This window comes from Mesorhizobium sp. P171375 (assembly GCF_057786075.1).
In genome coordinates this window covers 838,549-863,347 of the sequence record NZ_JBYNWF010000001.1, presented here as the reverse complement: position 1 = coordinate 863,347, position 24,799 = coordinate 838,549, and the positions used below count along the sequence as shown (strand labels likewise).

22 protein-coding genes are annotated in these 24,799 nt (G+C 63.1%); 11 read left to right on the top strand and 11 right to left on the bottom strand.

What is annotated here, in order from left to right; genetic code table 11:
* Positions 1-43: 43 nt before the first annotated feature.
* From ACYHH6_RS04215 to ACYHH6_RS04200, 4 genes are all read left to right on the top strand, one after another.
* Positions 44-841 carry a ParA family protein gene (locus tag ACYHH6_RS04215; protein WP_112560215.1) on the top strand — a complete coding sequence of 266 codons (798 nt, stop codon included), beginning with the start codon at positions 44-46 and terminating at the stop codon, positions 839-841.
* A 63-nt stretch (positions 842-904) separates the two neighbouring features.
* Complete coding sequence (locus tag ACYHH6_RS04210) at positions 905-1,792, top strand: ParB/RepB/Spo0J family partition protein (protein WP_352583152.1); 888 nt, start codon at positions 905-907, stop codon at positions 1,790-1,792.
* A 490-nt stretch (positions 1,793-2,282) separates the two neighbouring features.
* Positions 2,283-2,909 carry a DUF1326 domain-containing protein gene (locus ACYHH6_RS04205; RefSeq protein ID WP_352583154.1) on the top strand — a complete coding sequence of 209 codons (627 nt, stop codon included), beginning with the start codon at positions 2,283-2,285 and terminating at the stop codon, positions 2,907-2,909.
* A gap of 126 nt (positions 2,910-3,035) precedes the next feature.
* On the top strand, positions 3,036-3,902 hold the full coding sequence (locus ACYHH6_RS04200) for a DUF2182 domain-containing protein (RefSeq protein ID WP_435053208.1): 867 nt from the start codon (positions 3,036-3,038) through the stop codon (positions 3,900-3,902).
* Between the two features lie 94 nt (positions 3,903-3,996).
* On the opposite strand, the gene holA is transcribed toward ACYHH6_RS04200, so the two are convergent.
* Positions 3,997-5,043 carry a DNA polymerase III subunit delta gene (holA, locus tag ACYHH6_RS04195; protein ID WP_352583156.1) on the bottom strand — a complete coding sequence of 349 codons (1,047 nt, stop codon included), beginning with the start codon at positions 5,041-5,043 and terminating at the stop codon, positions 3,997-3,999.
* 532 nt (positions 5,044-5,575) lie between these two features.
* Here holA and ACYHH6_RS04190 point away from each other — a divergent pair.
* From ACYHH6_RS04190 to ACYHH6_RS04170, 5 genes are all read left to right on the top strand, one after another.
* Positions 5,576-6,808 (top strand): 3-methyl-2-oxobutanoate dehydrogenase (2-methylpropanoyl-transferring) subunit alpha, encoded by a 1,233-nt coding sequence (locus tag ACYHH6_RS04190; protein WP_352583158.1) that lies wholly within the window; start codon positions 5,576-5,578, stop codon positions 6,806-6,808.
* 2 nt (positions 6,809-6,810) lie between these two features.
* On the top strand, positions 6,811-7,824 hold the full coding sequence (locus ACYHH6_RS04185) for an alpha-ketoacid dehydrogenase subunit beta (protein ID WP_352583160.1): 1,014 nt from the start codon (positions 6,811-6,813) through the stop codon (positions 7,822-7,824).
* A 1-nt stretch (position 7,825) separates the two neighbouring features.
* Positions 7,826-9,133, top strand: coding sequence for a dihydrolipoamide acetyltransferase family protein (locus ACYHH6_RS04180; RefSeq protein ID WP_352583162.1), 1,308 nt, complete (start codon positions 7,826-7,828; stop codon positions 9,131-9,133).
* A gap of 232 nt (positions 9,134-9,365) precedes the next feature.
* Positions 9,366-10,754, top strand: a complete 1,389-nt coding sequence (gene lpdA / locus ACYHH6_RS04175; protein ID WP_352583164.1) for a dihydrolipoyl dehydrogenase — start codon at positions 9,366-9,368, stop codon at positions 10,752-10,754.
* A 117-nt stretch (positions 10,755-10,871) separates the two neighbouring features.
* Positions 10,872-11,735 carry a glycosyltransferase gene (locus ACYHH6_RS04170; protein WP_352583166.1) on the top strand — a complete coding sequence of 288 codons (864 nt, stop codon included), beginning with the start codon at positions 10,872-10,874 and terminating at the stop codon, positions 11,733-11,735.
* Between the two features lie 209 nt (positions 11,736-11,944).
* Here the strand turns inward: ACYHH6_RS04170 and ACYHH6_RS04165 are convergent, their stop codons facing one another.
* On the bottom strand, positions 11,945-13,048 hold the full coding sequence (locus ACYHH6_RS04165; protein WP_352583168.1) for a saccharopine dehydrogenase family protein: 1,104 nt from the start codon (positions 13,046-13,048) through the stop codon (positions 11,945-11,947).
* 149 nt (positions 13,049-13,197) lie between these two features.
* Between ACYHH6_RS04165 and ACYHH6_RS04160 the strand changes: the two genes are divergently transcribed.
* Positions 13,198-13,626, top strand: a complete 429-nt coding sequence (locus ACYHH6_RS04160) for an Lrp/AsnC family transcriptional regulator (protein ID WP_112560245.1) — start codon at positions 13,198-13,200, stop codon at positions 13,624-13,626.
* A gap of 38 nt (positions 13,627-13,664) precedes the next feature.
* On the opposite strand, the gene ACYHH6_RS04155 is transcribed toward ACYHH6_RS04160, so the two are convergent.
* The 5 genes from ACYHH6_RS04155 to ACYHH6_RS04135 form a co-directional block, all read right to left on the bottom strand.
* Complete coding sequence (locus tag ACYHH6_RS04155; protein WP_352583169.1) at positions 13,665-15,695, bottom strand: aldo/keto reductase; 2,031 nt, start codon at positions 15,693-15,695, stop codon at positions 13,665-13,667.
* A 30-nt stretch (positions 15,696-15,725) separates the two neighbouring features.
* The gene (locus ACYHH6_RS04150; protein ID WP_352583171.1) at positions 15,726-16,805 is read right to left on the bottom strand and encodes an ABC transporter ATP-binding protein; all 1,080 of its coding nucleotides are present in this window, start codon (positions 16,803-16,805) and stop codon (positions 15,726-15,728) included.
* A gap of 13 nt (positions 16,806-16,818) precedes the next feature.
* Positions 16,819-17,655 carry a carbohydrate ABC transporter permease gene (locus tag ACYHH6_RS04145; RefSeq protein WP_112560204.1) on the bottom strand — a complete coding sequence of 279 codons (837 nt, stop codon included), beginning with the start codon at positions 17,653-17,655 and terminating at the stop codon, positions 16,819-16,821.
* A 13-nt stretch (positions 17,656-17,668) separates the two neighbouring features.
* Positions 17,669-18,529: a carbohydrate ABC transporter permease gene (locus ACYHH6_RS04140; protein WP_112560203.1), complete on the bottom strand. Its 861-nt coding sequence runs from the start codon at positions 18,527-18,529 to the stop codon at positions 17,669-17,671.
* A 309-nt stretch (positions 18,530-18,838) separates the two neighbouring features.
* A complete protein-coding gene (locus ACYHH6_RS04135) occupies positions 18,839-20,107 on the bottom strand; it encodes an extracellular solute-binding protein (RefSeq protein ID WP_352583174.1) in 1,269 nt (422 codons plus the stop codon).
* A gap of 106 nt (positions 20,108-20,213) precedes the next feature.
* Between ACYHH6_RS04135 and ACYHH6_RS04130 the strand changes: the two genes are divergently transcribed.
* Entirely contained in the window at positions 20,214-21,098 is an 885-nt protein-coding gene (locus ACYHH6_RS04130; protein WP_352583176.1) for a helix-turn-helix domain-containing protein, read from the top strand.
* Between the two features lie 115 nt (positions 21,099-21,213).
* Here the strand turns inward: ACYHH6_RS04130 and ACYHH6_RS04125 are convergent, their stop codons facing one another.
* From ACYHH6_RS04125 to ACYHH6_RS04110, 4 genes are all read right to left on the bottom strand, one after another.
* Positions 21,214-21,522, bottom strand: a complete 309-nt coding sequence (locus tag ACYHH6_RS04125) for a DUF1236 domain-containing protein (protein ID WP_352556862.1) — start codon at positions 21,520-21,522, stop codon at positions 21,214-21,216.
* A 668-nt stretch (positions 21,523-22,190) separates the two neighbouring features.
* Positions 22,191-23,570, bottom strand: a complete 1,380-nt coding sequence (locus tag ACYHH6_RS04120; RefSeq protein WP_352583178.1) for a HAMP domain-containing sensor histidine kinase — start codon at positions 23,568-23,570, stop codon at positions 22,191-22,193.
* Positions 23,571-23,574: 4 nt separating this feature from the next.
* Positions 23,575-23,955 carry a YkvA family protein gene (locus tag ACYHH6_RS04115; RefSeq protein WP_352583180.1) on the bottom strand — a complete coding sequence of 127 codons (381 nt, stop codon included), beginning with the start codon at positions 23,953-23,955 and terminating at the stop codon, positions 23,575-23,577.
* 57 nt (positions 23,956-24,012) lie between these two features.
* Positions 24,013-24,690 carry a winged helix-turn-helix domain-containing protein gene (locus ACYHH6_RS04110; RefSeq protein WP_352583182.1) on the bottom strand — a complete coding sequence of 226 codons (678 nt, stop codon included), beginning with the start codon at positions 24,688-24,690 and terminating at the stop codon, positions 24,013-24,015.
* Positions 24,691-24,799: the final 109 nt, after the last annotated feature.

Genomic DNA, 24,799 nt, shown 5'->3' with positions numbered 1-24,799 from the left:
ACCTTTTTGGTGACCCCGCGAAATGAATATTTGGCATAGACCCATGAAAACTGGCCCCCGCATCATCACCGTCGCCAACCAGAAGGGCGGCGTCGGCAAGACCACCACCGCCATCAATCTGGCCACGGCGCTGGCCGCCATCGGCGAAAAGGTGCTGATTGTCGATCTCGACCCGCAAGGCAATGCCTCGACGGGTCTCGGCATCGACCGCAAGGACCGCACGGTGTCGTCCTATGACGTACTGACCGGCGAGCTTGACCTGGAAGCCGCAGCAATCCCGACGGCGGTGCCTGGCCTGTCGATCGTGCCGTCGACGCTCGACCTGCTCGGCATCGAGATGGAGATCGCTTCGGCGCCCGACCGGGTGCTGAAGCTACGCAATGCGCTGCGTGCCGCGTCCGAGCGCGGCGCGCCCTTCGGCTATGTGCTGATCGACTGCCCGCCATCGCTCAACCTTTTGACTTTGAATTCAATGGCGGCAGCCGATTCTGTTCTCGTGCCGCTGCAATGCGAATTCTTCGCGCTGGAAGGCCTCAGCCAATTGCTGGAAACGGTTGAGCAGGTGCGCCGCACAATCAATCCGGATCTGATCATCCAGGGCATCGTGCTGACCATGTATGACGGCCGCAACAACCTCGCCAACCAGGTGGTGCAGGATGTCCGCGCGCATATGGGGGACAAGGTTTACGAGACCATCATTCCGCGCAATGTGCGGGTGTCCGAGGCGCCGTCCTACGGGAAGCCGGCGATTCTCTATGATTTGAAGTGCTCGGGCAGCCAGGCCTATCTGCAGCTGGCCTCCGAAGTGATCCGCCGCGAGCGTAAATTGCGCGCCGCTTGATTAGGATGGGCTGATAAACCAAGCCGATTCGATACCGAAACGATTTCAAGACCTGGAACAGAGATGAGCGAAGACCTTTCGAGAAAAAGACTGGGGCGGGGACTGGCGGCGCTAATCGGCGAGATCGATCGTCCGGCGGCAGCTGAAAAGCCGGCTGCGAGCGCCGACGGCAAGGTGCCGATCGAGTTTCTGAGCCCGAATCCGAAAAACCCGCGCCGGCATTTTGGCGATGCCGATCTGACCGACCTGGCGCAATCGATCCGCGAGCATGGCGTGGTGCAGCCGGTGGTGGCGCGGCCGTCGCCGACCCAGGCCGGCCGCTACGAGATCATCGCCGGCGAACGGCGCTGGCGCGCCGCGCAACGTGCCGGGCTGACCGAGATCCCGATCATCGTGCGCGACGTCAACGACCGCACGGCGCTCGAACTGGCGATCATCGAGAACGTCCAGCGCACCGACCTCAACCCGGTCGAGGAGGCGCTGGGCTACCAGCAGCTGATCGACGACCACGGCTACACCCAGGCCGATCTCGGCAATGTCATCGGCAAGAGCCGCAGCCATGTCGCCAACACGCTGCGGCTGTTGAAGCTGCCGGACGCAATCCGCGACATGCTGGTCGACGGCGCGCTGTCGGCAGGCCATGCCCGCACGCTAGTGACGGCGCAGGATCCGGCCGGGCTCGCCAAGCAGATTGTCGAGGAAGGGCTTTCGGTGCGCCAGGCCGAGGCGCTGGCGCAGATGCCGGCAGGCGGCACGCCGCCCAAGGCCAAGCCGGCGCAAGGCGGGTCGGACAAAGATGCCGACACGCTGGCACTGGAAAAGCTGATGACCGACACGATCGGCATGATCGTGACCATCGAGCACAAGGGCAAGGGCGGCGCGATCCGCGTGAATTATCGCAGCCTGGAGCAGCTCGACGAGTTGTGCCGGCGCTTGAAGGACGAGCGCTAGGCGATTGAGGCGCCACGGTATTTAGCCGGCGAAAGATGTTTTGGCTTAAGCTTAGGTTTTAGCGCTGATATATCGGTGATAAACACGGGGAATGGCGCCTGTCGCCTCGCCCGGTTCAGGATTGATCGCGAATGCCAGTGGAGGCCACGCTGTGGTTTGAGACGTCTGCGGGACAGCGCGCCCCCTCTGGCTTGCCAGCCGGTCGTCGCTCGAAAAGCCAAAGCAATTGGCTTTTCGTCCGCTGCGCGGACCACTCCTCAACCCCCACAAAGAGGATATCAGCCATCGCTGCTGCTTTCGCCAATCGCCAGCATCGGCGTTGCGGCTTGACAGTTCCGGGCAACGGCGTACCCTAAATTAGGTATGGCTTAAATTATCTGCCCTAGCGTGCCGATCAGTCGCGGGGGGCTAATTGCCGTTCCCGTACATTTGTGAACGGCACCACCTCGCCCAAGCGATATGCCGACGCGCCTGACGTGGGGAGGCGCAAATGGCGGTCAGTTGGCAACTGTCTGGAAGTTACTTCGAAAATTGCAACTGCGATGTCGTGTGTCCTTGCCTGCTGTCCACCAACGCGCAGCTGACATCGAAGCCGACGCAAGGCGTTTGCGACGTTGGCCTGGTCTTTCATATCGATACCGGCAAATACGGTGACGTTCGGTTGGATGGCCTCAATGTTGCGATGGTTGCTCACGCGCCGGGCCCGATGGCGGACGGCAATTGGACGGCTGCTGCGTATATCGACGAACACGCCGACGATAAGCAAACAGAAGCGCTGGGCGCGATCTTCACCGGCGCTGCAGGCGGTCCGATGGCGGTGCTGGCACCCATGATCGGCACAAACCTCGGAGCCAAGAAGGTGCCGATAAGCTACCGGATCGACGGCAAGAAGCGGTCGGCGCAGATCGCGGGCATCATGCAGATGGCGGTCGAACCGTTGCCGACAATGCGCGAGGACGGGCAGATGTGGGCGGCCACCGGCCATCCGGTCAACCCCGACTGGCTCGCTCTGGCGATGGGGGCGGAAGGCAGCACATTCAGCGACCACAGCATGAGCTGGGATAATTCCCGCCGAAACGGGCACTATGCCCCGATCAATTGGTCCGGCCAGCACTAGAGCGTCTCACCGTTTCATGGAAATGGCGATCCGCTCTATCTCTTTGTTTTGACGCAATTTCGGACGGAAAACCGCTCACACTTTTCCTGAAATTGCTCTAGTTCCCGGCCGCAACGGACTTAGCCCATGGCGCTGATATTGCAGCGAAACATCATTCTCGCGCTGCTGATTGTTGTCGCCGCGGCAGCGTGGACCGTGCTTGTCTGGCAGTGGCTCGGCATGGACGCGGACATGCGCATGTACTCACCCACCATGGGGATGAAGGCGCCGCTGTTTCTTGCCGTCTGGATGATCATGATGATTGCCATGATGTTCCCTACCGCCGCGCCCATGGTGCTGACATTTCATCGCGTTCAGGCCGGCAAACGGGGGTGCGGCGAGACTTTTGTCTCGACCTGGTTTTTCGTGGCTGCCTACATGCTGCTTTGGGGCGCGATGGGTGCGCTCGCCTTTGCCGGTGCGGCGGGCGGAGAGCTCATTGCAGCGCATGCGGGAATGTCCGCCGCCACGGCTGCGCGCATCGGCGGCGTGCTGCTGATGCTGGCAGGCGCCTATCAACTTTCTCCGCTGAAGGATCTGTGCCTGGCCAAATGCCGTACGCCCATTGGTTTCATCCTGACCTCATGGCGCGATGGTCAGTGGGGGCGCGGTACGCATGGGCCTGGAGCATGGGCTTTTTTGCCTGGGCTGCTGCTGGCTTTTGTTCCTCGCTCTTTTTCCTCTCGGGATCATGAACATCGCCGCGATGGCCGTGGTCACCTTGCTGATCTTTGCAGAAAAGACCCTGCCGTCAGGGCAGAGGATCGCAAAGCTGTCGGGTGTCGCTCTGCTCTTTTATGGCGCAGTAGTGTTGGTCTTTCCGCAGGCGCTGCCAACCTTCCAGCCCATGGAAGCCATGGTCATGAATTGACCGATGGAGGCAGCGGTGGAGCTGCTGATCTCCCCCCTCGAGGGGGAGATGGCCGGCAGGCCAGAAGGGGTCGCATCGCGTGAAGCGCGACCCCCTTTTTCATCACGGATGAGGTCGAGGCGGCTGAGACGACACCCTCTGTCGTCTTCGGCGACATCTCCCCCTCGAGGGGGGAGATCAGCTGCGCTGCCCCAGCCTCGCGCTTTCCACTGCAATGCCAAGCAGCGCCTGGCGCGCCAACGCTTCGGACAGGTCCGGCCTGCGCCTGGTCTGTAGCACGGCCGACTGCAGCCGGATCAACGCACGGCCGAGCGCATCGACGCTCCAGCGTTCCAGCGCCTTTTCCACCAGCTTGCGCCTGGAGAAAAAGACCGGAGGCCTTGCGCCCGCAACCGCGGAGGCAGCGTTGCGGCCGGCGGAGTCCATCTGTCCACGCATGACCTGAAGCTGCTGGAACTGCCGCATCGCCGAGGACAGCACAAGAAAAGGCTGGCCGCCGGACAGGCAGTGGCGGGTGAAGGCGGTGTCGAAGTCACTGACTTTGCCTTCCAGCACCGCGTCGACGGCATCGTCGAAGGAGGCGCCGGAGACGTCGCCGGACATCGCCCTGACGTCGTCGAGGCCGATTTCCCTCTGGCCGTGCGCGTAAAGCACCAGTTTTTCGATCTCGCCGCGCGACGCCAGCCGGTCGCCACCGAGATTGCGGCGCAGCGCCTGGCGGGCGTCGAGCGCCATCGACATGCCGGCTTTGCGCAATTCGTCGTCGATCACGCTGTCGATATCGCGAGCCTCGTCGGCATAGCAGGGCAGCGCCATGGCGGTGTCGGCAGCCTCGACGATGGCGCGCAAGCCGACGCCCTTTTTCAGGTCGCCGGCTTCGATGAGAATGACGGCGTCGCGCGCGGGCTCTACCGTCAGCGCCTTGACGTCCTCGGCCAGCGGCTTCTGGCCACTGGCGTTGCGCACCCATAAAAGCCGTCGGTCGGAAAACATCGGCACGGTGCGGGCTTCATCGAGCAGCCGGCCCTGGTCGCGATCGACCTCCACGCCATCGAGCCGAACCACCGAAAAGGGGTCGTCGAGCGGCAGGCCGGTCTTTTCGGCAAAGGCTTTGGCGCGTTCGGCAACGAGGCCGCGGTCGGGGCCGTAAAGCAGGACGATCGAGATACGCGCGTCCGGCTTCGCCAGCCACGAATCGACCTCGTATCCTTTCTTCTGCGCCATGATGGGTGGTTAGCATGATGCGGGCGCGGAGTGAACGGGAGCCAGTGAAGTGCGACTGTTTCTATGCGGCTGCAGTGATGGGTGCCTCATATCCAGGCGACAGCGCTGCCCCTCACCTGCCTGCCGGCATCCTCTCCGCGTATAGTGACGGGGAGAGGGGTCGCTCTCGTCGCTGGCTTCGCCAATCGCCAGCGCTGCAAGAATGGCGCCGAGGCTGCGCCAGCCCTTTCTCCCCGTCACTATACGGGGAGAAATGCCCGGCAGGGCAATGAGGGGCAGCGCTGACATTGGCAGAATTGTCTGCTGTTGCGCCGGACCCATCATGTCCATTCGCCTAATTGCGCGCAGACTGAAAACATCGACAAGAAATTTCGCCGCCATATCTGCATCCTGTCGCCGCGTGCCGCATCGGCCCTGAGCAGGCCGATGACCGGGAGGATGGGTGCGCGTTCTGGCCCTCACGAAATCGCACTGGTCTGGCGGCGCAGATGTGTTGATATACGCGACCGGGCAACATTGGAGGATGAAGGTCATGGCCGATGCTGGGATGTTGCGGTTTCATGTGCCGGAGCCTGAGGTGCGGCCGGGCGGGACGCCTGACTTTTCCAACGTACCCATCCCGAAGGCCGGTTCGGCGCCGCGACCGGAGATCGATGTCGATCCGCGCACCATCCGCGACATGGCGTTTTCGATCATCCGCGTGCTGAACCGCGACGGCGAGGCGGTCGGGCCATGGGCCGGGCTGCTTACCGACGAGGAACTGCTCGAGGGCCTGCGCAATATGATGACGCTGCGCAGCTTCGATGCCCGCATGCAGATGGCGCAGCGCCAGGGCAAGACCTCGTTCTACATGCAGCATCTCGGCGAAGAGGCGGTGAGCTGCGCCTTCCGCAAGGCGCTGCAGCTGGGCGACATGAATTTCCCGACCTATCGGCAAGCCGGCCTGCTCATCGCCGACGGCTATCCGATGGTCACGATGATGAACCAGATCTACTCCAACGAGGCCGATCCGCTGAAAGGCCGGCAATTGCCGATCATGTATTCGTCGAAGGAGCACGGCTTCTTCTCGATCTCCGGCAATCTGGCGACGCAGTACATCCAGGCGGTCGGCTGGGCGATGGCCTCGGCGATTTCCAACGATTCGAAAATCGCGGCGGCCTGGATCGGCGACGGCTCGACCGCCGAATCGGATTTCCACTCCGCACTGGTGTTCGCCTCGACCTACAAGGCGCCGGTCATCCTCAACGTCGTCAACAATCAGTGGGCGATCTCGACGTTTCAGGGCATTGCGCGCGGCGGCTCCGGTACGTTTGCCGCGCGCGGCCTTGGCTTCGGCATTCCAGCGCTGCGCGTCGACGGCAATGACTATCTCGCCGTGCACGCGGTGGCCAAATGGGCGGCGGAGCGGGCGCGGCAGAACCTTGGGCCGACGCTGATCGAATATGTCACCTACCGCGCTGGCGCGCATTCGAGTTCGGACGATCCGTCCGCCTACCGGCCGAAGACCGAATCCGACGCCTGGCCGCTCGGCGATCCGGTCGTGCGGCTGAAAAACCATCTCATCCACAAGGGCGTCTGGTCGGACGAGCGTCATGCGCAGGCCGAAGCGGAAATCCTGGAAACGGTGATCGCGGCGCAGAAGGAAGCCGAGAGCCACGGCACGCTGCATGCCGGTGGCAAGCCGTCGACCCGCGACATGTTCGAAGGGCTCTATGCCGAGATGCCGCCGCATCTGAGGCGGCAGCGCCAGCAGGCGGGGGTCTGACCATGCCAAGACGCACCATGATCGAGGCCATTCGTGATGCCATGGACGTGTCGATGGCGCGCGACGAACGCGTCATCGTCTATGGCGAGGATGTCGGCTTTTTCGGCGGTGTCTTCCGCTGCACGCAAGGCCTGCAGGCCAAATACGGCAAGAGCCGCTGCTTCGATGCGCCGATCAACGAATCCGGCATTGTCGGCTCGGCCATCGGCATGGCCGCCTATGGGTTGAAGCCCTGCGTCGAAATTCAGTTTGCCGACTACATGTACCCGGCCTACGACCAGCTGACCCAGGAAGCAGCTAGACTGCGCTACCGCTCGAACGGCGATTTCACCTGCCCGATCGTGGTCCGGATGCCGACCGGCGGCGGCATTTTTGGTGGCCAGACGCATAGCCAGAGCCCGGAAGCCTTGTTCACTCATGTGTCGGGTCTGAAGACGGTGGTGCCATCCAACCCGCATGACGCCAAGGGTCTGCTGATCGCGGCGATCGAGGATCCGGATCCGGTGATCTTCCTCGAACCGAAGCGACTCTACAACGGCCCGTTCGACGGCCATCACGACCGGCCGGTGACGCCATGGTCGAAGCATGAGCTGGGCGAAGTTGCCGATGGGCACTACACGGTACCGCTCGGCAAGGCGGCAATCCGCCGAGCAGGCTCGGCTGTCACCGTTCTGGCCTACGGCACCATGGTCTATGTCGCGCAGGCTGCTGTCGAGGAGACCGGCATCGATGCCGAGATCATCGATCTCAGAACCCTGCTGCCGCTCGACCTCGACACGATCGTCGCCTCGGTGAAGAAGACCGGGCGCTGCGTCGTCGTGCACGAAGCGACGCTGACCTCGGGCTTCGGCGCCGAGCTTTCGGCGCTGGTGCAGGAGAACTGTTTCTATCACCTCGAGGCGCCGGTGGCGCGCGTCACCGGCTGGGACACGCCCTATCCGCATGCACAGGAATGGGAGTATTTCCCGGGGCCGGCCCGTGTCGGACGCGCACTCATTGAAACCATGGGAGCTTAAGATGGGCGAACACATCATCAAGCTGCCCGATGTCGGCGAAGGCGTCGCCGAGGCGGAACTTGTGGAATGGCACGTCAAGGTCGGCGATCTCGTGCGCGAGGATTCCGTGCTTGCCGCCGTGATGACCGACAAGGCGACGGTGGAAATCCCCTCGCCGGTCGATGGCGAGATCCTGTGGCTGGGTGCCGAGATCGGCGACACGGTAGCGATCGGCTCGCCGATCGTGCGGCTGAAAGTGGCGGGTGAGGGCAATGTGAAGGCGGATGCGGCCGGGCAGACGGCGAAGGCCGAAGAGCCGGCGAAGCCGGCCGAGGCCAAGCCCGAAGCTCCGCCTGCGGCCAAACCCAAGGTGTCAGAGCCGGTAGCCAAAGCTGCGCCTGTTGCGGTCGCGCCCAAAATCCCGGAGCGGGTTTCCGACGCGCCGCGCCCGGAGGGCGAAAAGCCCTTGGCATCGCCAGCCATTCGGCTGCGGGCCAAAGAGGCAGGCATCGATCTGCGCCAGGTATCGGGAACCGGCCCGGCCGGCCGCATCAGCCATGAAGACATCGAGGCTTTTCTGGCGCGCGGGCCGCAGGTGGCGAAAGCATCGGGCCTCGCCCGCAATGACAGCGTCGAGGACATCAAGGTCATCGGGCTCCGACGCAAGATCGCCGAGAAAATGTCGCTGGCGAAGTCACGCATTCCGCACATCACCTATGTCGAGGAGATCGACGTCACCGCGCTCGAGGAATTGCGCGCCGCGCTCAACAAGGAAAAGCGCAAGGGTGTCGAAAGGCCGAAGCTGACGCTGCTGCCGTTCCTGATGCGGGCGATGGTCAAGGCGATCGCCGACCAGCCCAACATCAACGCGCTGTTCGACGACGAGGCCGGCATCATCCATCAGCATGGCGGCGTCCACATCGGCATCGCCGCACAGACGCCGTCGGGCCTGGTGGTGCCGGTGGTCAAGCATGCCGAGGCGCGCGACCTCTGGGATTGCTCAGCCGAACTCAACCGCCTGGCCGAGGCGGCGAAGTCGGGCACGGCGAGCCGCGACGAGCTGTCGGGATCGACCATCACCATCACCTCGCTCGGCGCCATGGGCGGTGTCGCGACGACGCCGGTGATCAACCACCCGGAAGTGGCGATCGTCGGCGTCAACAAGATGATGGTGCGGCCGGTCTGGGACGGCACCCAGTTCATCCCGCGCAAGATGATGAACCTGTCGTCGAGCTTCGACCATCGGGTGGTCGACGGCTGGGACGCGGCGGTGTTCATCCAGCGGATCAAGGCGCTACTGGAAACGCCGGCGCTGATATTTGTGGATTGAGGGTGATGGAGTTGATCGTAAGGCGCGAGCCGCAGGGTTCCTGGCTCCCCCTTCTCCCCTTGTGGGAGAAGGTGTCGCCGAAGGCGACGGATGAGGGGTGTTCCAGCGGAGTGAGGCGTTGGCGTTCCATGGAACACCCCTCATCCGTCTCGGCGCTATCGCGCCGATCCACCTTCTCCCACAAGGGGAGAAGGGAAGGCGCGCGGCGGCCGTCGCCGAAAGGACAGCCATCATGAAAGAAATCTCCTGCAAGCTGCTTGTCATCGGCGCCGGGCCTGGTGGCTATGTCTGCGCCATTCGCGCTGGCCAGCTCGGCATCGACACGGTGATCGTCGAAGCCGGCAAACCGGGCGGCACCTGCCTCAATGTCGGCTGCATCCCGTCCAAGGCACTGATCCATGCGGCGGAAGAGTTCGAGGCGGTCTCGCATATGGCCGGCGGCAGCAGCCCGCTCGGCATTTCGGTCAGTGCCCCAGCGCTCGATCTCGGCAAGACCGTCGCCTGGAAAGACGGCATTGTGAGCCGGCTGACCAGTGGTGTCGCCGGGCTGCTGAAGAAGGCCAAGGTGAAATCCGTCTATGGCTGGGGGACGTTCCGCGACGGCAAGACCGTCGCGGTCGAGACCGAGACCGGCACCCAGATCATCCGCGCCGAGACCGTGGTGATCGCCACCGGTTCGGCGTCGGTCGAGCTGCCGTTCCTGCCGTTCGGCGGGCCGGTGATTTCGTCGACCGAAGCGCTCGCTCTCAGCGAAGTGCCGAAAAAGCTCGCGGTTGTCGGCGGCGGCTATATCGGCCTTGAGCTCGGCATGGCCTTTGCCAAGATGGGCGCCGCGGTGACCGTGGTCGAGGCGCTGCCGCGCGTGCTGGCGCAGTATGACGCGGAGCTGACCCGGCCGGTGGTGAAACGGCTCGCCCAGCTGGGCGTGGACGTCATGACTGGCGCCAAGGCCAAAGGCGTGAAGGGCGACGCGCTGCTGGTCGAGACTTCGGATGGCAAGAGCGCTAAAATTGCCGCGGACAAGATCCTGGTCACCGTCGGCCGCAGGCCGGTGACCGAAGGCTGGGGCCTCGACCAGATCGACCTCGACATGGCCGGCAAGTTCATCAAGATCGACGACCAGTGCCGCACCTCGATGCGCGGCATCTATGCCATTGGCGACGTCACCGGCGAGCCGATGCTGGCGCACCGGGCGATGGCGCAAGGCGAAATGGTGGCCGAGATCGTCGCCGGCCACAAGCGCAGCTGGGACAAGCGCTCGATCCCGGCCGTGTGCTTCACCGATCCGGAACTAGTCACGGCCGGGCTGACGCCTGAAGAGGCGAAGGCGCTGGGCGAGATCAAGATCGGCCAGTTCCCCTTCGCCGCCAATGGCCGGGCGATGACCAAGCTCGGCGAGGACGGGTTCGTGCGCGTCGTGGCGCGTGCGGATAACCATCTGGTGCTCGGCATCCAGGCGGTCGGGCAAGGCGTGTCGGAACTGGCGGCGGCGTTCGGCCTTGCGCTGGAGATGGGCGCGCGGCTGGAGGATATCGCCGGCACGATCCATGCGCATCCGACGCAAGGCGAAGGATTCCAGGAAGCGGCGCTGAAGGCGCTGGGCCACGCGTTGCATATTTGAGGGTTGCTTACCCTCCCCCTTGTGGGGAGGGTGAAGAAGCTCACCCCGCCAGCCAGCCGAAGCGACAGAAACGAGCCGTCGATGTCGCAAATTGACGAAATGTATTAGTGCTTGTCCATGGGCACTGCACTGAAGAAATATACCGCGATTCGCTACAACACGGCCACTGGCTTCAACCCGAGCCAATGGGACGGACAAGGGCGGGCAAATCTCGACCCGGTCTGGCTTGTCGAGCGACTGGCGTTGTTCGACACCTATTGCGCGCCTTCGCTTGAAAGCCAGACCCTAAAAGATTTTTGCGTGCTCATCGCCTTCGATGCCGACACGCACGAGAACTACATCCGGACCGTCTGCGATTGCGTGAAGGGAGTTGAAACCAAGCCGGTCCTCATTGACGCCGGTGCCAACTACAATGATCGCTTCAATGCGTTCGTCCAGGACGATACGGACGCCGAATTCGTCGCGCTCACCCGGCTCGACAGCGACGATGCGCTGGCGCCAGACTTCATGGAGCGCGTCGACCACTATGCGCGCCGGGAGATCGAAAAGGGACTGGAGGAGCCACTCTACATCGCCTTTCCCCATGGCCAGAATTTCGACACCGCGACCAGACGCTACACCCGGCATGAATATGCGGCGTCGGCTTTCGGCACCCTGGTCGAAAGAAGAGTGCCTGCCATGAAGGGCGTCTACAGCGAAGGCCATACCAAGATCGCGACCCGCTACAACACCGTGGTGGCAGCATCAAAGAGCGCGCAATGGTGCATCGTCATCCACGACAACAATGCCGCCAATGTCCTGAGGGGCAAACCGGTCGCGGAGCCGTCCTTCACGGTGGGCCGGCCGGGTGTGGACATCCAAAGGCCCGATCGAAAAGAGAGCAAGCCAAAACAGGCCGCGCAGGGTTTGACCATAGCCCCGCGCACGGCGGGAAATGCCATCCGGTTTCTGCTCGGACGACCGATGCAGCTGCGGAAGTAGGGGCGACGCTGAAGGCGCTGAGCCACGCGCTGCATATTTGAGGGTGCGTGATCTCCCCCTTGAGGGGGAGATGGCCGGCAGGCCAGAGGGGGTCGGTTCGACTGGAATGCGACCTCCCTTGCGACAGATGGAAGTTAGCGCTTCACGCGCGGCGACCCCCTCTGTCGCCTTTGGCGACATCTCCCCCTCAAGGGGGGAGATTAGGCTCCTCAGCTCGCGAGCCGGCTTACCATCTCGTGCTGGGCGTAGGCGCGGCCGAAGCGGTTGGCGAGGAAGGCGTCGAGCGCGATGTCTTCCTGCTTGACGAAGCCGGTGGCCGGCAAGGTGCCGTCGGCCAGCATGTCGAGCACGGCGCAGATGCCGGAGGCGGTGGTGATCTGGATGGCGCTGCGGACCTGGTCGCCGACGCGCTGCGAATAGATCTTGTTGGCGTAGGTCTCCTGCAGCAGGCGGCCGTTGCGGCGGCCCGAGACGGTGACGAAGACGATGACCACGTCCTGCAGCGTTGCCGGCAAAGCGCTCTCGAAAATGTCCTTCAGCACATCGCGGCGGTGGCGCAGGCCAAGGTCGTTGAGCAGCGCCTTCATGATCGCGGCATGGCCGGGATAGCGGATGGTGCGGTAGTTCAGCGTGCGCACCTTGCCCTTCAGCGTCTCGGCCAAAGTGCCGAGCCCGCCGGACGTGTTGAAGGCCTCGTAGGTGACGCCATCGAGCGAGAATTCCTCGCGCTCTTCCAGCGGCGGCACTTCGATCAACTCGCCTTCGACGATCGCCTCGCAAGGCTCGCAATATTCATTGATGACGCCGTCGGTGCTCCAGGTCAGATTGTAGTTCAGCGCGTTGGACGGGTATTGCGGCAGCGCGCCGACGCGCATGCGTACGCTTTCCAGCGTATCGAAGCGGCTGGCGAGATCATTGGCGACGATGGAGATGAAGCCCGGCGCCAGGCCGCATTGCGGAATGAAGGCGCTCTTGCCCGACTTGGCCAGTTCCTTGACGCGGCGGGTCGAGACGACATCCTCGGTCAAATCGAGATAGTGGATGCCGGTGGCGGCGGCCGCTTCGGCGATGCGCGTGGTGAGGTGGAAGGGAGCGGCGCTCAGCACCGCGAAAGCGCCGGCAAGGGCTGCTTCCAATGCGCCGGGAGCGGTGATGTCGAGCTCCAGCCCCTCGACACCGGCGGGGAGTTCGGCCGCGGCAAGCTGTGTGGCCGCGCGGTCGACAACGGTGACGTGGTAGTCGCCGGTGTCGGCGAGCATGCCTGCAATGGTGGAGCCGATCTTGCCGGCGCCGACGACGATGATTTTCTTCATGATTCGATCCCTCACAAAAGCCCTTGGCCCGAACCGCTGCGCGGTGGGCGGCATGACCTTGAGAATCGCAGCTTGCCTGGCGAAAGGAAGCGTGGAATTGTTCGAAACGAACCCTCTCTTTGGACGATAAGACGACAAGGATCGTCGAAATGCTCAGCGACGCCGAACAAAAGCTGCTTTCCCTGCTGCGCGCCAATGCGCGAGCCTCGACCGCCGAGCTGGCGCGCCAGCTCGGCGTGTCGCGCACCACAGTGCAAAGCCGGATCGAGCGGCTGGAACAGCGCGGCATCATCACCGGCTATGGCGTGCGGCTGGCGCCGGACTATGAGCAGGGACTGGTCCGGGCGCATGTGCTGCTCACCGTGACGCCGAAACTCGCCGACAAGGTGGTGCGGGCGTTGCAGGCGTTGCCGCCGGTGAGGACACTGCATTCGGTGAGCGGCAATTTCGACATGATCGTCATCGTCGACGCGCCGTCGATAAGGGATCTCGACGCGCTGCTGGACGAGATCGGGGCGATGGACGGGGTGGAGCGGACGTCGTCGTCGATTATTTTGTCGACACGGATCGATCGGTGAGGAGCTGATCTCCCCCTCGAGGGGGGAGATTAGCAGCGCTAAGCCCTCCGCCTTTCCGGCCCATTGTCCAGCCACGCCACATCCTCCGCCGACAGCTTGATATCCAGCGCCTTCAAACTGTCCTCCAGCTCGTCCAGCGTGCGCGGGCCGATCAACGGCACGGACGGGAAGGGCTGTGCCAGCACATAGGCGAGCGCTATATGGATCGGGCTTTTGCCCAGCCGGTTCGCCAGTTCGATGGCGCGGTCCCGGCGGCCGAAGTTTTTCTCGGAGTACCAGACCCGGACCAGCTCCTCATTGTCCTGCTTTTCGCGGCCGGCGCGGTCGGTGAAGAAGCCGCGGCCCTGGCTCGACCAGGCGAAGTTCGGCATCTGCCGCTTCGTCAACCATGCCTTCCAGTCGTCGGTGGATGAGGTGATGCATCCGGCCCAGATCGGCTCCAGCATCTCGGCCAGCGAGAAATTGTTGGAAAGGGCGCCAGGCTTCTGTTTGCCGGTCCTCTCGGCATAAGCGATCGCCTCGTCCATGCGCGCCATCGTCCAGTTCGAGCCGCCGAAAGGGCCGCGGATGCGGCCGGCCTTGGCCTCCGCATCCATGGCGTCGACGAACTCGCCGACCGGCACATCCGGGTTGTCGCGGTGCATGAAATAGATGTCGACATGGTCGGTCTGCAGGCGGTCCAGCGACTGGGCGAGCTGCTTGCCGATGACATCGGGATAGCAGAGCGGCGAGTGCGCGCCCTTGGCGATAACGACCGACTGCTCGCGCACGCCGCGGTTGTTCAGCCACTGGCCGAGCAGCGTCTCGGTATAGCCGGCGCCGTAGACATAGCCGGTGTCGAACAGATTGCCGCCGGCCTCGAAGAAGGCATCGAGCAGGATCGAGCCCGAGGAGAAGGTGCGGAAATCCTCAAAGCCGAGCGCCACCACGGAAGCCGGTTTCGACAGGCCTGGAATCTTGCGCTTGCCGATGGCGGTGCCGTCGGTGCGTAGCGGCCGGCCGGAGATGGTGCTGATACGCTTAGCCGGCTTTTCGATCTCATATTCGAGCCCGACAGCAGTGCGCCATCTGTCGAGCACTCGCAGCGTGCCGAGGCTGTCGTTCCAGGACATACCAGGCCAGGCGAATTCCTGGTTCCCGGCCAGGATCGCCTCGCCCGCGGCGTCGACCTCGAAGGAATAGAGATGGCGGGTTTCGTTGACGCTGATGGTTTCTCGTTTGCCTTTCGAGCCGATCACGTCGATCTTGCCCAGGCCGACATCGCGGTTTCCGCCGGCGAACCAGAAATCCGGCACCTCGATGCGGCCCTTGGTGCCGAGGATCGAGAGCACATTCTCCTGGTTGAGTGAGATGCTGCAGGACACTTCGGCAACGACGCCGCCAGGGAAATGCAGCAATGCCGAAGCCCATTCATCGACGCCGGACTGGCCGAGATGGGCGGCGCCGGCAACCTTGTCTGGCTCGGCGAAGGGTTTTCCCGTCGCAGCGCCTGCGATCAGCCGCACCATCGAGACGGGATAGCCGCCGACATCGAGTATGCCCCCGCCGGCGAGATCATTGGCGTAGAGCCGGTGCTCCGGCATGAAGCCCGGCATGGCGAAGCCGAAGCTCGATTTTATCATGCGCACTTCGCCGATGACGCCGGACTTGATCAGCTCGACCAGCTTCAGCGTCTGCGGGTGCAGCCGGTACATGAAGGCCTCGCCGAGGAAGGTGCCGGCCTTGCGCGCGGCATGGATCATGGCGTCGGCCTCGAAGGCGGTCAGCGCCAGCGGCTTTTCGCACAGCACATGCTTGCCGGCCTCGGCCGCCTTGATCGCCCATTCGGCGTGGCCGGGATGCGGTATGGCGATATAGACGGCGTCGATATCGGGGTCGTCGAGCAGCGCCTGGTAACCGTCGAGGATGCGGGCGCCGGGAAATGTCTGGGCTAAGCCCTCCTTGCCGGGGTTGCGGGCGCCGAGCGCTGCCAGCGTGCCGGTGCGTGATCCGGCCACGCCGCCGGCAAAGGCTTTGGCGATGTCGCCCGGCCCGAGGATTCCCCAACGGATGGGCGCGGTTGAAGTCATGGTCATTCTCCTTGGAAAGGCTTGAAGGGCTCAGCGCAGACGCTGGCCGTTTTCATCGAACAGATAGGATTTGCGGATGGACACGGTGATCTCGGAGGTTTCGGGGACCTTCGCCGCGTCGCGCTGGATCACCAGGTCCTCGCCATGGGCGGTCCTGGCATAGATGAAGCTGGTGCCGCCGAGATGCTCGACCACGTCGATACCGACGGTAAGGTCGGCATCGCCTTCGCCGGCATTGCCGAAATGTTCGGGCCGCACGCCGACGATGACCTTGGCTCCGGTTTCCGGCACGGCGCCGGCCAGCGGCTGCATGATACGGGCCTTTTCCTCACCCACCAGCTCGACGGTGACGCTTCTCGTGTTGCGGCCGACGACGCGACCCTCGATGAAATTCATCTTCGGCGAACCGACAAAGCCGGCGACAAACTGGTTGTCGGGACTGTCGTAGAGATCGAGCGGCCGGCCGATCTGCTCGACATGGCCGCCGCGCAGCACCACGATCCGGTCGGCCAGCGTCATCGCTTCGGTCTGATCGTGGGTGACGTAGATCATCGTCGTGCCAAGCTCCTTGTGCAGGCGCGAGATCTCGACCCGCATCTGGACCCTGAGCTCGGCGTCGAGATTGCTCAGCGGCTCGTCGAACAGGAACACTTGCGGTTCGCGCACAATGGCGCGGCCGATGGCGACACGCTGGCGCTGGCCGCCGGAGAGTTGCTTGGGCCGCCGCGCCATCAGCTCGCTGATGCGCAGGATCTCGGAGGCCCGTTTCACCCGCCGATCGGTGTCCTCCTTCGGGTTGCCGGTCATTCTGAGGCCAAAGCTCAGATTCTGCCCCACCGTCATGTGCGGGTAGAGCGCGTAGGACTGGAACACCATGGCGATGCCGCGGTCGGCCGGCTCGACATCGTTCATCACCTTGCCGCCAATGGCGATCTCGCCGCCGCTGATGTCCTCCAGCCCGGCGATCATCCTGAGCAAGGTCGACTTGCCGCAGCCGGACGGGCCGACAAAGACGACGAACTCGCCGTCGGCGATATCGATGTTGGCGCCATGGATGATCTCATAGACGCCGAAGCGCTTGATGACGTTGGTGAGGGTGACTGCCGCCATGTCGCTGTTGTCCCTATTTCACGGCGCCGGCGGCGATGCCGGCGATGAAGTGGCGCTGCAGCAGCACGAAGACGACGAGCATCGGCACGGTCAGCATGACGGCGCCGACCATCAGGCCGCCCCAGGAGACCTTGGTCAGGCCGATCAGCGTGCCGAGCGCCACCGGTGCTGTCATCGCCCCGGGCTGGCTGTTGATCAGCAGCGGCCAGAGGTAATTGTTCCAAGAGGCGAGGAACAGGATGATGGCGAGCGCGGCCAGCATCGGCCGCGCCAAAGGCAGTGCGACGAACAGGAAGATGCGCCATTCCTTGACGCCTTCCACGCGGGCGGCGTCGAACAGATCGTGCGGCATCATCGAGAAGGCCTGGCGCATGAACAGAACGCCGAGCGAATTGAACAAAGGCGGCACGATCAACGCCACCCAGGTGTTGGCGAGCTGGAAGTCGCGCGCCACCATGATGAATTGCGGGATCAGCACCACCGCGTAAGGCAGCGTGATGGTGCCGAGAATGATGGCGACGACAAAACCTTTGCCGACGAAATGGTAGCGCGCCAGCGCCCAGCCAGCCATCGAGGTCAGCAGCACCGACAGCACGGTGTAGGTCACCGCCACCGAGACCGAAATGCCGATGGCACCGACAAAGTCGGTGTCGCGCTGCAGATTGTGGAAGTTTGCGAGGAAATTGTCGTGCGGCAAGAGTTCGATGCCGGGACTGAAGATGCCGTTGTCGGGCATGGTCGAGAAGACAATCATCATCCACAGCGGAAACAGCCAGATCACCGCCAGCGGCGTCAGGAACAGATGCAGCAGCAGGCTGCGGCCGAGCCGGCGTTGCGAGAGCGAGCTCATTTCGGCTCCCCTCTCATTTCGGCTCTCTCGTCAGCCACAGCTGCACCAGCGTGATGGCGATGGCCAAGCCCGCCATGGTGTAGGCGACGGCCGAGGCGTAGCCGAAATTGAGCGAGCGGAACCCCTGGCGGTAGAGCAGCAGGCCGAGCGTCTCGGTGCCGCCGCCCGGGCCGCCGCGCTCGGTGATCAGGAACGGCTCGGTGAAGAGCTGCATGGTGCCGATGATCGACAGCACGGCGCAAAAGACGATGACCGGCTTGAGCAGCGGCAGGGTGATGTAGAAGAATTGTTTGACCTTGCTGACGCGGTCAAGCGTCGCCGCCTCATAGACATCCTCGGGGATCGATTGCAGGCCGGCGAGCAGGATGATGGCGTTGTAGCCGGCCCAGCGCCAGGTCACCGCGATCATGATCAGCGCCATGGCCGGCGTCACATTGGAGAACCAGTCGATCTTGGCCAGGCCGACGCTGGCGAGCAATTTGTTGATGATGCCGAAATCGAGATTGAACATCAGCCGGAACACCGCGGAGTAGGCGACCTCGCCGACCACGACCGGTGCGAAGAAGGCGAAGCGGTAGAGGCCGCGCGCTTTCAACAGCGGCGAGTTCAGCAGCACCGCCATGACGATCGCCAGCGAGATCATCACCGGCACCTGGATGACGAGGATGAGCAGCGTGTTCTTCAGCGCGTTGAAGAAAGCGGGGTCGCCGATAAGCCGGCCCCAGTTGAAGGTCGGCGCAAAGCGCCACGGCACGGTGCGCGTCGCCTGGAACGAGATCATGAACGAGGAAATGATCGGCCACACCCAGAAGATGGCGAAGATCAGCAAATAGGGCGTGAGGAAGCGATACGCGGTGGCATTCTGATAGCGCATGGTTCTCCTCCTTCCTTCGTGCTTTCCTAGGTTGATATCCGGCTTGTTGTTAGCCGGCGTTCAATTGTTAAGGCTTTGCGCCGCCCCTCATCCCCCTGCCGGGACCTTCTCCCCGTATAGTGGCGGGGAGAAGGGGCTGGCCGCAGCCTTGGTGCTCTTCCTGCAACGCTAGCGATTGGCGAAATGTTCGGCGAGAGCGTCCCTCTCCCCGTCACCATACGGGGAGAGGATGCCGGCAGGCAGGTGAGGGGCAGCGCCAACAGTCCGACAAGTTGCCCTATATCTGACCCGCCAACATCTCCGCCTTCGTCACTTGATCGGCAATCCAGTTGCCGAGGCGATCTGGCTGGCAGCATCGTCAAGCGCCGCCTTTGCATCCGGATAACCACCGCCCAGATATTTGGTCTGCACCGCGCGCATGATGATCTCGGCGTCGCTCTGGAACGGGGTGCCGCGGCTCGGCACCACTTTGGGCAGGGTGGCCAAAATATCCTTCCACACCGCCTGGCCGCCCCAATAGGGCAGGCCTTCCGAGACATAGGGATCGTTTAGCGCCGAGATCAGCGACGGCACCAGGCCGAACTCCTTCAGCATGGTGATCTGGCCTTCGTTCGTCTCCAGCGTGTATTTCAGATAGGCGTAGGCGGCTTCCTTGTTCTTCGAGGCCGAGGTGATGGCCAGCGACGAGCCGCCGAGATTGGCGGCGCGCGGACCGTCGGCGGTGAGCGACGGCATCAGGTAGACGCCCCATTTGCCGTTTTCGCCGGCCGATTCGGTGCGGATGGTGCCCTCATACCAGCCGCCATAGACCTGGGTGGCGACGGTGCCCGCGGTGTTGTTGGTGATCTTGGTGCCCCAGTCGGCCGACGACATGATGCCGGCGTCCTTCATCTCCTTGATCTTGGTCAGCGTATCGACGCATTTCGGCTGGTTGACGGTGATCGACAGCCCGTCCTCGGCGAAATAACCGCAGCCCTGCTCGTTAGCGATCATGCGGAAGAATTCGGTGTCGCCGTTGAAATCGGCATTGGTCATGGTGACGCCGGGATTGGCGGCCTGGATCTTCTTGCCGGCGGCGATGAAATCGTCCCAGGTCTTGATCGAGGCCGGATCGACGCCCGCCTTCTCGTAGAAGTCGCGGCGGTAGAAGGCGGCGACCGGGCCGGAATCCCACGGCATGGCATAGGCCTTCTCGCCGACTTCCAGTTCGGTGCGCTTGAAATCGGGGAATTTCTTCTGGTCCTCAGCGGTATAGCCCAGCGTGTGCAAATCGACGAAGCAGTCGGGGAACTGGCTCCAGTAGTTCTCGGCTTCGCCGTTCTCCACCGAGACGATATCCGGCAGGCCGACACCACCGGCCGCACAGCCGGCGATCGACTTGTCATAGGTCGGCTGGTTGCCGAGATCCTGAACGGTGACCTTGACGTCGGGGTATTGCTTGTTGAAGCCGGCTATTGTGGCCTTCAGCGACGAAGCGGCGATGTTCCAGCTCCAGATCGTGATTTCGCCGGACTGCGCAAAGGCCGGGGCTGAGCCCAGGGCAAGCGCCAGCGCGGCACAGGTCAGTGTCGTGCGCATTGAAATCCTCCCATTTCATTTGCTCTCTCTTCGCGAGCATGGCTAAACTAAGCAGCGCGGAAGGCTTGTCCCCGACAACGGGAATAAAGAATGGGCGGAAAGTAAGATGCCGGAACGGCCGTTTTACCAGCCTGGCGCCAGCAGCGTCGAAGGCCTGCCGATGGCCTTGCAGATGTTCCACAATCACCCGCTGGTGATGCTCAAGCCGCATTGGCATGCCCAGGTCGAAGTCAATTTCATCGTCCGTGGCAGTGTGCATTACCGCATGGCCGAGCACGAGATTTCGCTGTCGGCCGGTGACATGTGCCTGTTCTGGGGCGGGCTGCCGCACCAGATGGACGATCTCTCCGACGACGCCATCTATGCCGGCGCGCATCTGCCGCTGGTGCATTTCTTCCGCCTGCATCTGCCGACGGACATCCGCCACCGGCTGATGACGGGCGCCACGCTGGTGACATCGGCCACCGACCCGGCAGACCATCACAATTTCGAGCGTTGGAACCGCTATTTCCGCTCGGGCGATCCGGCGATAACCGAGCACGCGGTGAATGAGCTGCTGCTGCGGCTGGAGCGGGTGCGGTTCGAGCCCTACCGGCTGGTGCCGGAAACCGCCATCGGCCAGGAAACCGGCGGCCCGTTCGACCAGCAATCGCTGCGCAATGTCGGGCGCATGTGCGACTTCATCGCCGAGAATTTTCTCTACGACATAGACTGCGTCGACATAGCGGCGGCGGCCGACATCCATCCGAAATACGCCATGAACATTTTCAAGAAGTCGACCGGCATGACGCTCAACGAATATATGAACCTCTTGCGGCTGAGCTACGCGCAGGCGCTTTTGATGCATGAAGACGCCAATGTGCTGCGCGTCGCTATGGATTCAGGCTTCGGCTCGCTCAGCGCCTTCAACAAATCGTTCCGCAAGCTGGCCGGCATGTCGCCCTCGGATTTTCGCCGCGAGCGTACGAGCGCCGGATATACCGTGCTTTAGTCGGGTCCTTGTCCTAGCGGCTGCGACCGCGGACTATTCAACGCGAAAAACCCGCTCCCAAAGAACAACTCTAGGAGCGGGCCGTCAGCGACCGGAGGACATCCAGCCGAAGCTGCTACTCGATGATCTGAACGATCTTGCGCGTATCCGGGTCGACGAGGACTGCATGGTCTCCGACGACCGTATACTTGTATTTGACGTCGGGGACGTCGATTGCGTGAAGCTCGACCGTATCCGGCAGAGCAGTGCCGACGTTGAGTTCTACACCGAGCAGGCTGACCGATGCGAGCTTCTGCTTGTGGATGTATTCGCGGACCATCGTCTGCTGCTCAGGCTTAAGAACGACGACAGTGTCCGCTACGGCAGCGCCAAGTCCGGCGACTAGTGCAAGACCTGCAGCGATTGTGACAAGGTATTTTTTCATGACAAAAACCTTTCGATGTTAAGGGCCGATTTCAACACTACATGATCTCTGCCCAAAACATCCAACTCTTCCAGATATCTATTGTTCCGTAAGCTTGCTAATTATTGGCTCTGCGCTCTAGTGACTAACTGCCGAGTTAGCATGCCCGCCCGATGGTTCGTCGAGCATCCCTCACAAACGATCGGGCCGCTGGCCAGTCACGTAAGCCAGAAACCGGCGAAAAGAACCGTCAACATAAGGGAGACGGGCACAGCAAGAAGCCACCGAGCTTCCATAACGCTGGTGTTTCGATCATCCATTGCCTTTCGCTCCTGTTAGCCGACTTCACTGCAGAGAACGGTGCCCCTGTGCGATCGTTCCGCCTGTGGGACTACGGTCCCAGGGGACGTCCGACCGAAGTCCTAACGTCAAAGGCAGAGGGCCGGATGCGGCAACCAAGTCCTTGCCAAGACATTGGTGGCCGACCACCAAAGTCGCATCATCGGCGGTCACCGGGTGCTCGCTGTTGTCCCCCATCAGCGGCACCCGTTTTGGCGTCCCCAGCAGCGGCAAGAGGCGATGGCAAGGATAGCGCCGCCATCGCCGCGAAAGACCAACGCTTCATTCGGCCACCCTTCGCGAGAAGTGGCCCTGGCGTGACGTTCATATCTTGGCTGACGCCTCTCTTCTCAGCTCAGCGATGCCTTTGCCGCAGGAAAACCGACCACCACCGCCAACCCGGGACGGCGGTCCTCGAGCGCGATCGATGCCCCATGCAGGTCGGCGATGGCCCGCACCAGGCTGAGCCCTAGCCCGCTGCCGGGCGTGGTGCGACTGGTGTCCAGCCGGTAGAGCCGCTGGAACACTTTTTCGCGCTCTTCGGCAGGTATGCCAGGGCCATTGTCCGCGACTTCAGCCACGATGCGGTCGGCCCGCCGCGTCACGGATAGCCGGATAGTTGTGCCCTTCGGGCAATGCCGCAGCGCGTTTTCCACCAGATTGGCGAACAGTTGCGTCAGCAGGTCGCGATCGCCATGAACCAGGCATGGCGCGCCAGGGACAATCCGAGCCGACAGTGACTTGCCGTTGTCATCGGCGACGTCGGCGTAAATCTCGCCGATGCTTTCGACAACGCCGTTGAGGTCGAGATCGACAAAGCGCGCCTTGCGCGCGCCGGCCTCGATCTGGGCAATGCGCAACAGCGCATCGAAGGTCTCGTTGATCTGCAGGCTTTCTTCGCGTGCCTCCGCCATCTCGTCGGCAACGGCTTCGCCCCGCGCGGTCTTGTCGGCGGCGGCCTCGAGAATCATTTGCAACCGGTTCAGCGGCGTCTTCAGGTCGTGCGCGATGTCGGCGCTGACCTGGCGCATGCCGTCGACAAGGGATGCCAGCCGTTCCAGCGCGGTGTTCACCTGCGAGGAGACGCCGTCAATGTCGTCGCCATTGCCAAGCAGCGGAATGCGGGCGTCGAGCCGGCCGTTGGAGACATCGTCCATGGTGGCGGCAATGCCGTCGAGGCGACGTTGCACCCGCGACGCCAGCAAGGCGCCGCCGGCAACCCCAAGGCCGGAAATGATCAAGGTTGCCCAACCGAAGCTCATCAGCACGATTCTCTCCAGCTCCTCGGTTTCGGAGAGCGAGAAGGCAACGGTCAGGCTGTTTGGCCCGACCGAACCGGACCAGGCGCGGTATAGGGTGCCGGGCGCCACGCCCGGCAGGGAAGCGGCAAAATCCGAAAAGCCGTCGGGAAGGTCGGCCGCGGTGAAATTCCCGGCCAGGCGATTGCCATTGCCGTCAGTCAGCGAAAACAGCTGCTCCTTTTCGGGGCTGAGGGCGGCATGGCTGTCGACCGCCAGGACCAGATCCTCCTGGTCGCTTTGCGAATAGGTGACCGCGACGACGGAATAGGTCTCCTTGATCCCCTCGTCCAACCGCTCGGCAAGATCGGCGCTCATCAGCTGGTAGACGATGGCGCCGGACAGAATGAAGGCGAGCACGAACAGCAAGGCAAAGGTGAGCGCCAGCCGGAACGGCGTGCTGCGCAGCAGGTTGGCGCTTGTCTCCTTCATCGCTTCAGGCGGACTTCGGCCAGAACAGCCATAGCAACGCCATGGCCGCCAATATCCAGACAGCAATCATGAAGACCAGTCCGGCCTTGCCAACCGGCCTGGCGCGGCGCGTGGCCGCATCACGGAATTCCTGCATAAGACCGGCTGGCACCAGCTCGACCGCAAGCATGATGCCGAGCGGGACGATCAGCAGATCATCCAGATAGCCGATGACAGGGATAAAATCAGGAATGAGGTCGATAGGGCTCAGAGCATAGGCCGCAACCGCTCCGGCGGCGGCCTTTGCATACCAAGGCACACGTGGATCGCGAGCGGCAAGCCACAATGCCACCGTGTCGCGCTTGATGCCGCGCGCCCATCGCTTTGCAGAGTCCAGCATCGACATTTCGCTTATATACGGACAGCCGGTCGGACGTGCGAGATGCGGTCGAGCTTGGCCCATTCAACTCGGCGCATGCAGGCTGTAGCCGGTGTTGCGCACGGTGTGGATGAGCGACACGTCGAAAGGCTTGTCGACCTTGGCCCGTAGCCGACTGATATGGGTCTCGACGACGCTGGTCTTGGGATCGAAATGGAAATCCCAGACACGTTCGAGCAGCATGGTGCGGGTGATCACACGGCCTTCGCCGCGCATCAGCACTTCGAGCAGGCTGAATTCCCGGGGCTGCAGGTCTATGGCCTGGCCTTGCCGGGTCACGCGGCGCATGATCAGGTCCATTTCGAGATCGGCGATGCGCAGCATCGTCTTCTGCTCCTGCGCCGCCGGGCGGCGGCCGAGCGCGTTGATACGGGCAAGCAGTTCGGAAAAGGCGAAAGGCTTGACCAGATAATCGTCGCCGCCGGCCTCGAGCCCCTCGACGCGGTCGTCGACACCGCCGACCGAGGTCAGAAAAATCGCCGGCGTGCGCACGCCGGCCGCGCGCACCGCCTTGATCATCGACAGGCCGTCGAGACCAGGCAGCATGCGGTCGGCGACGATCACGTCATAGGCGTCACGGGTCGCCACAAACAGCCCGTCGCGGCCATCGCGCAGCAGATCGCAGATATGGCCTGCCTCACTCAGGCCCTTGACGACATAGTCGGCCGTGCGTGGGTCGTCCTCGACAAGCAGAAGTCGCATCGTTGTTCCGATCGCTGGTTGACCGCCCCGGCGATCCTCTAACGCCCTGTTTTGGCGCAATTCCGGCCGAAAAGCGGCTTCAAACTTTCTCCTGGAATAGTCGGTTCCA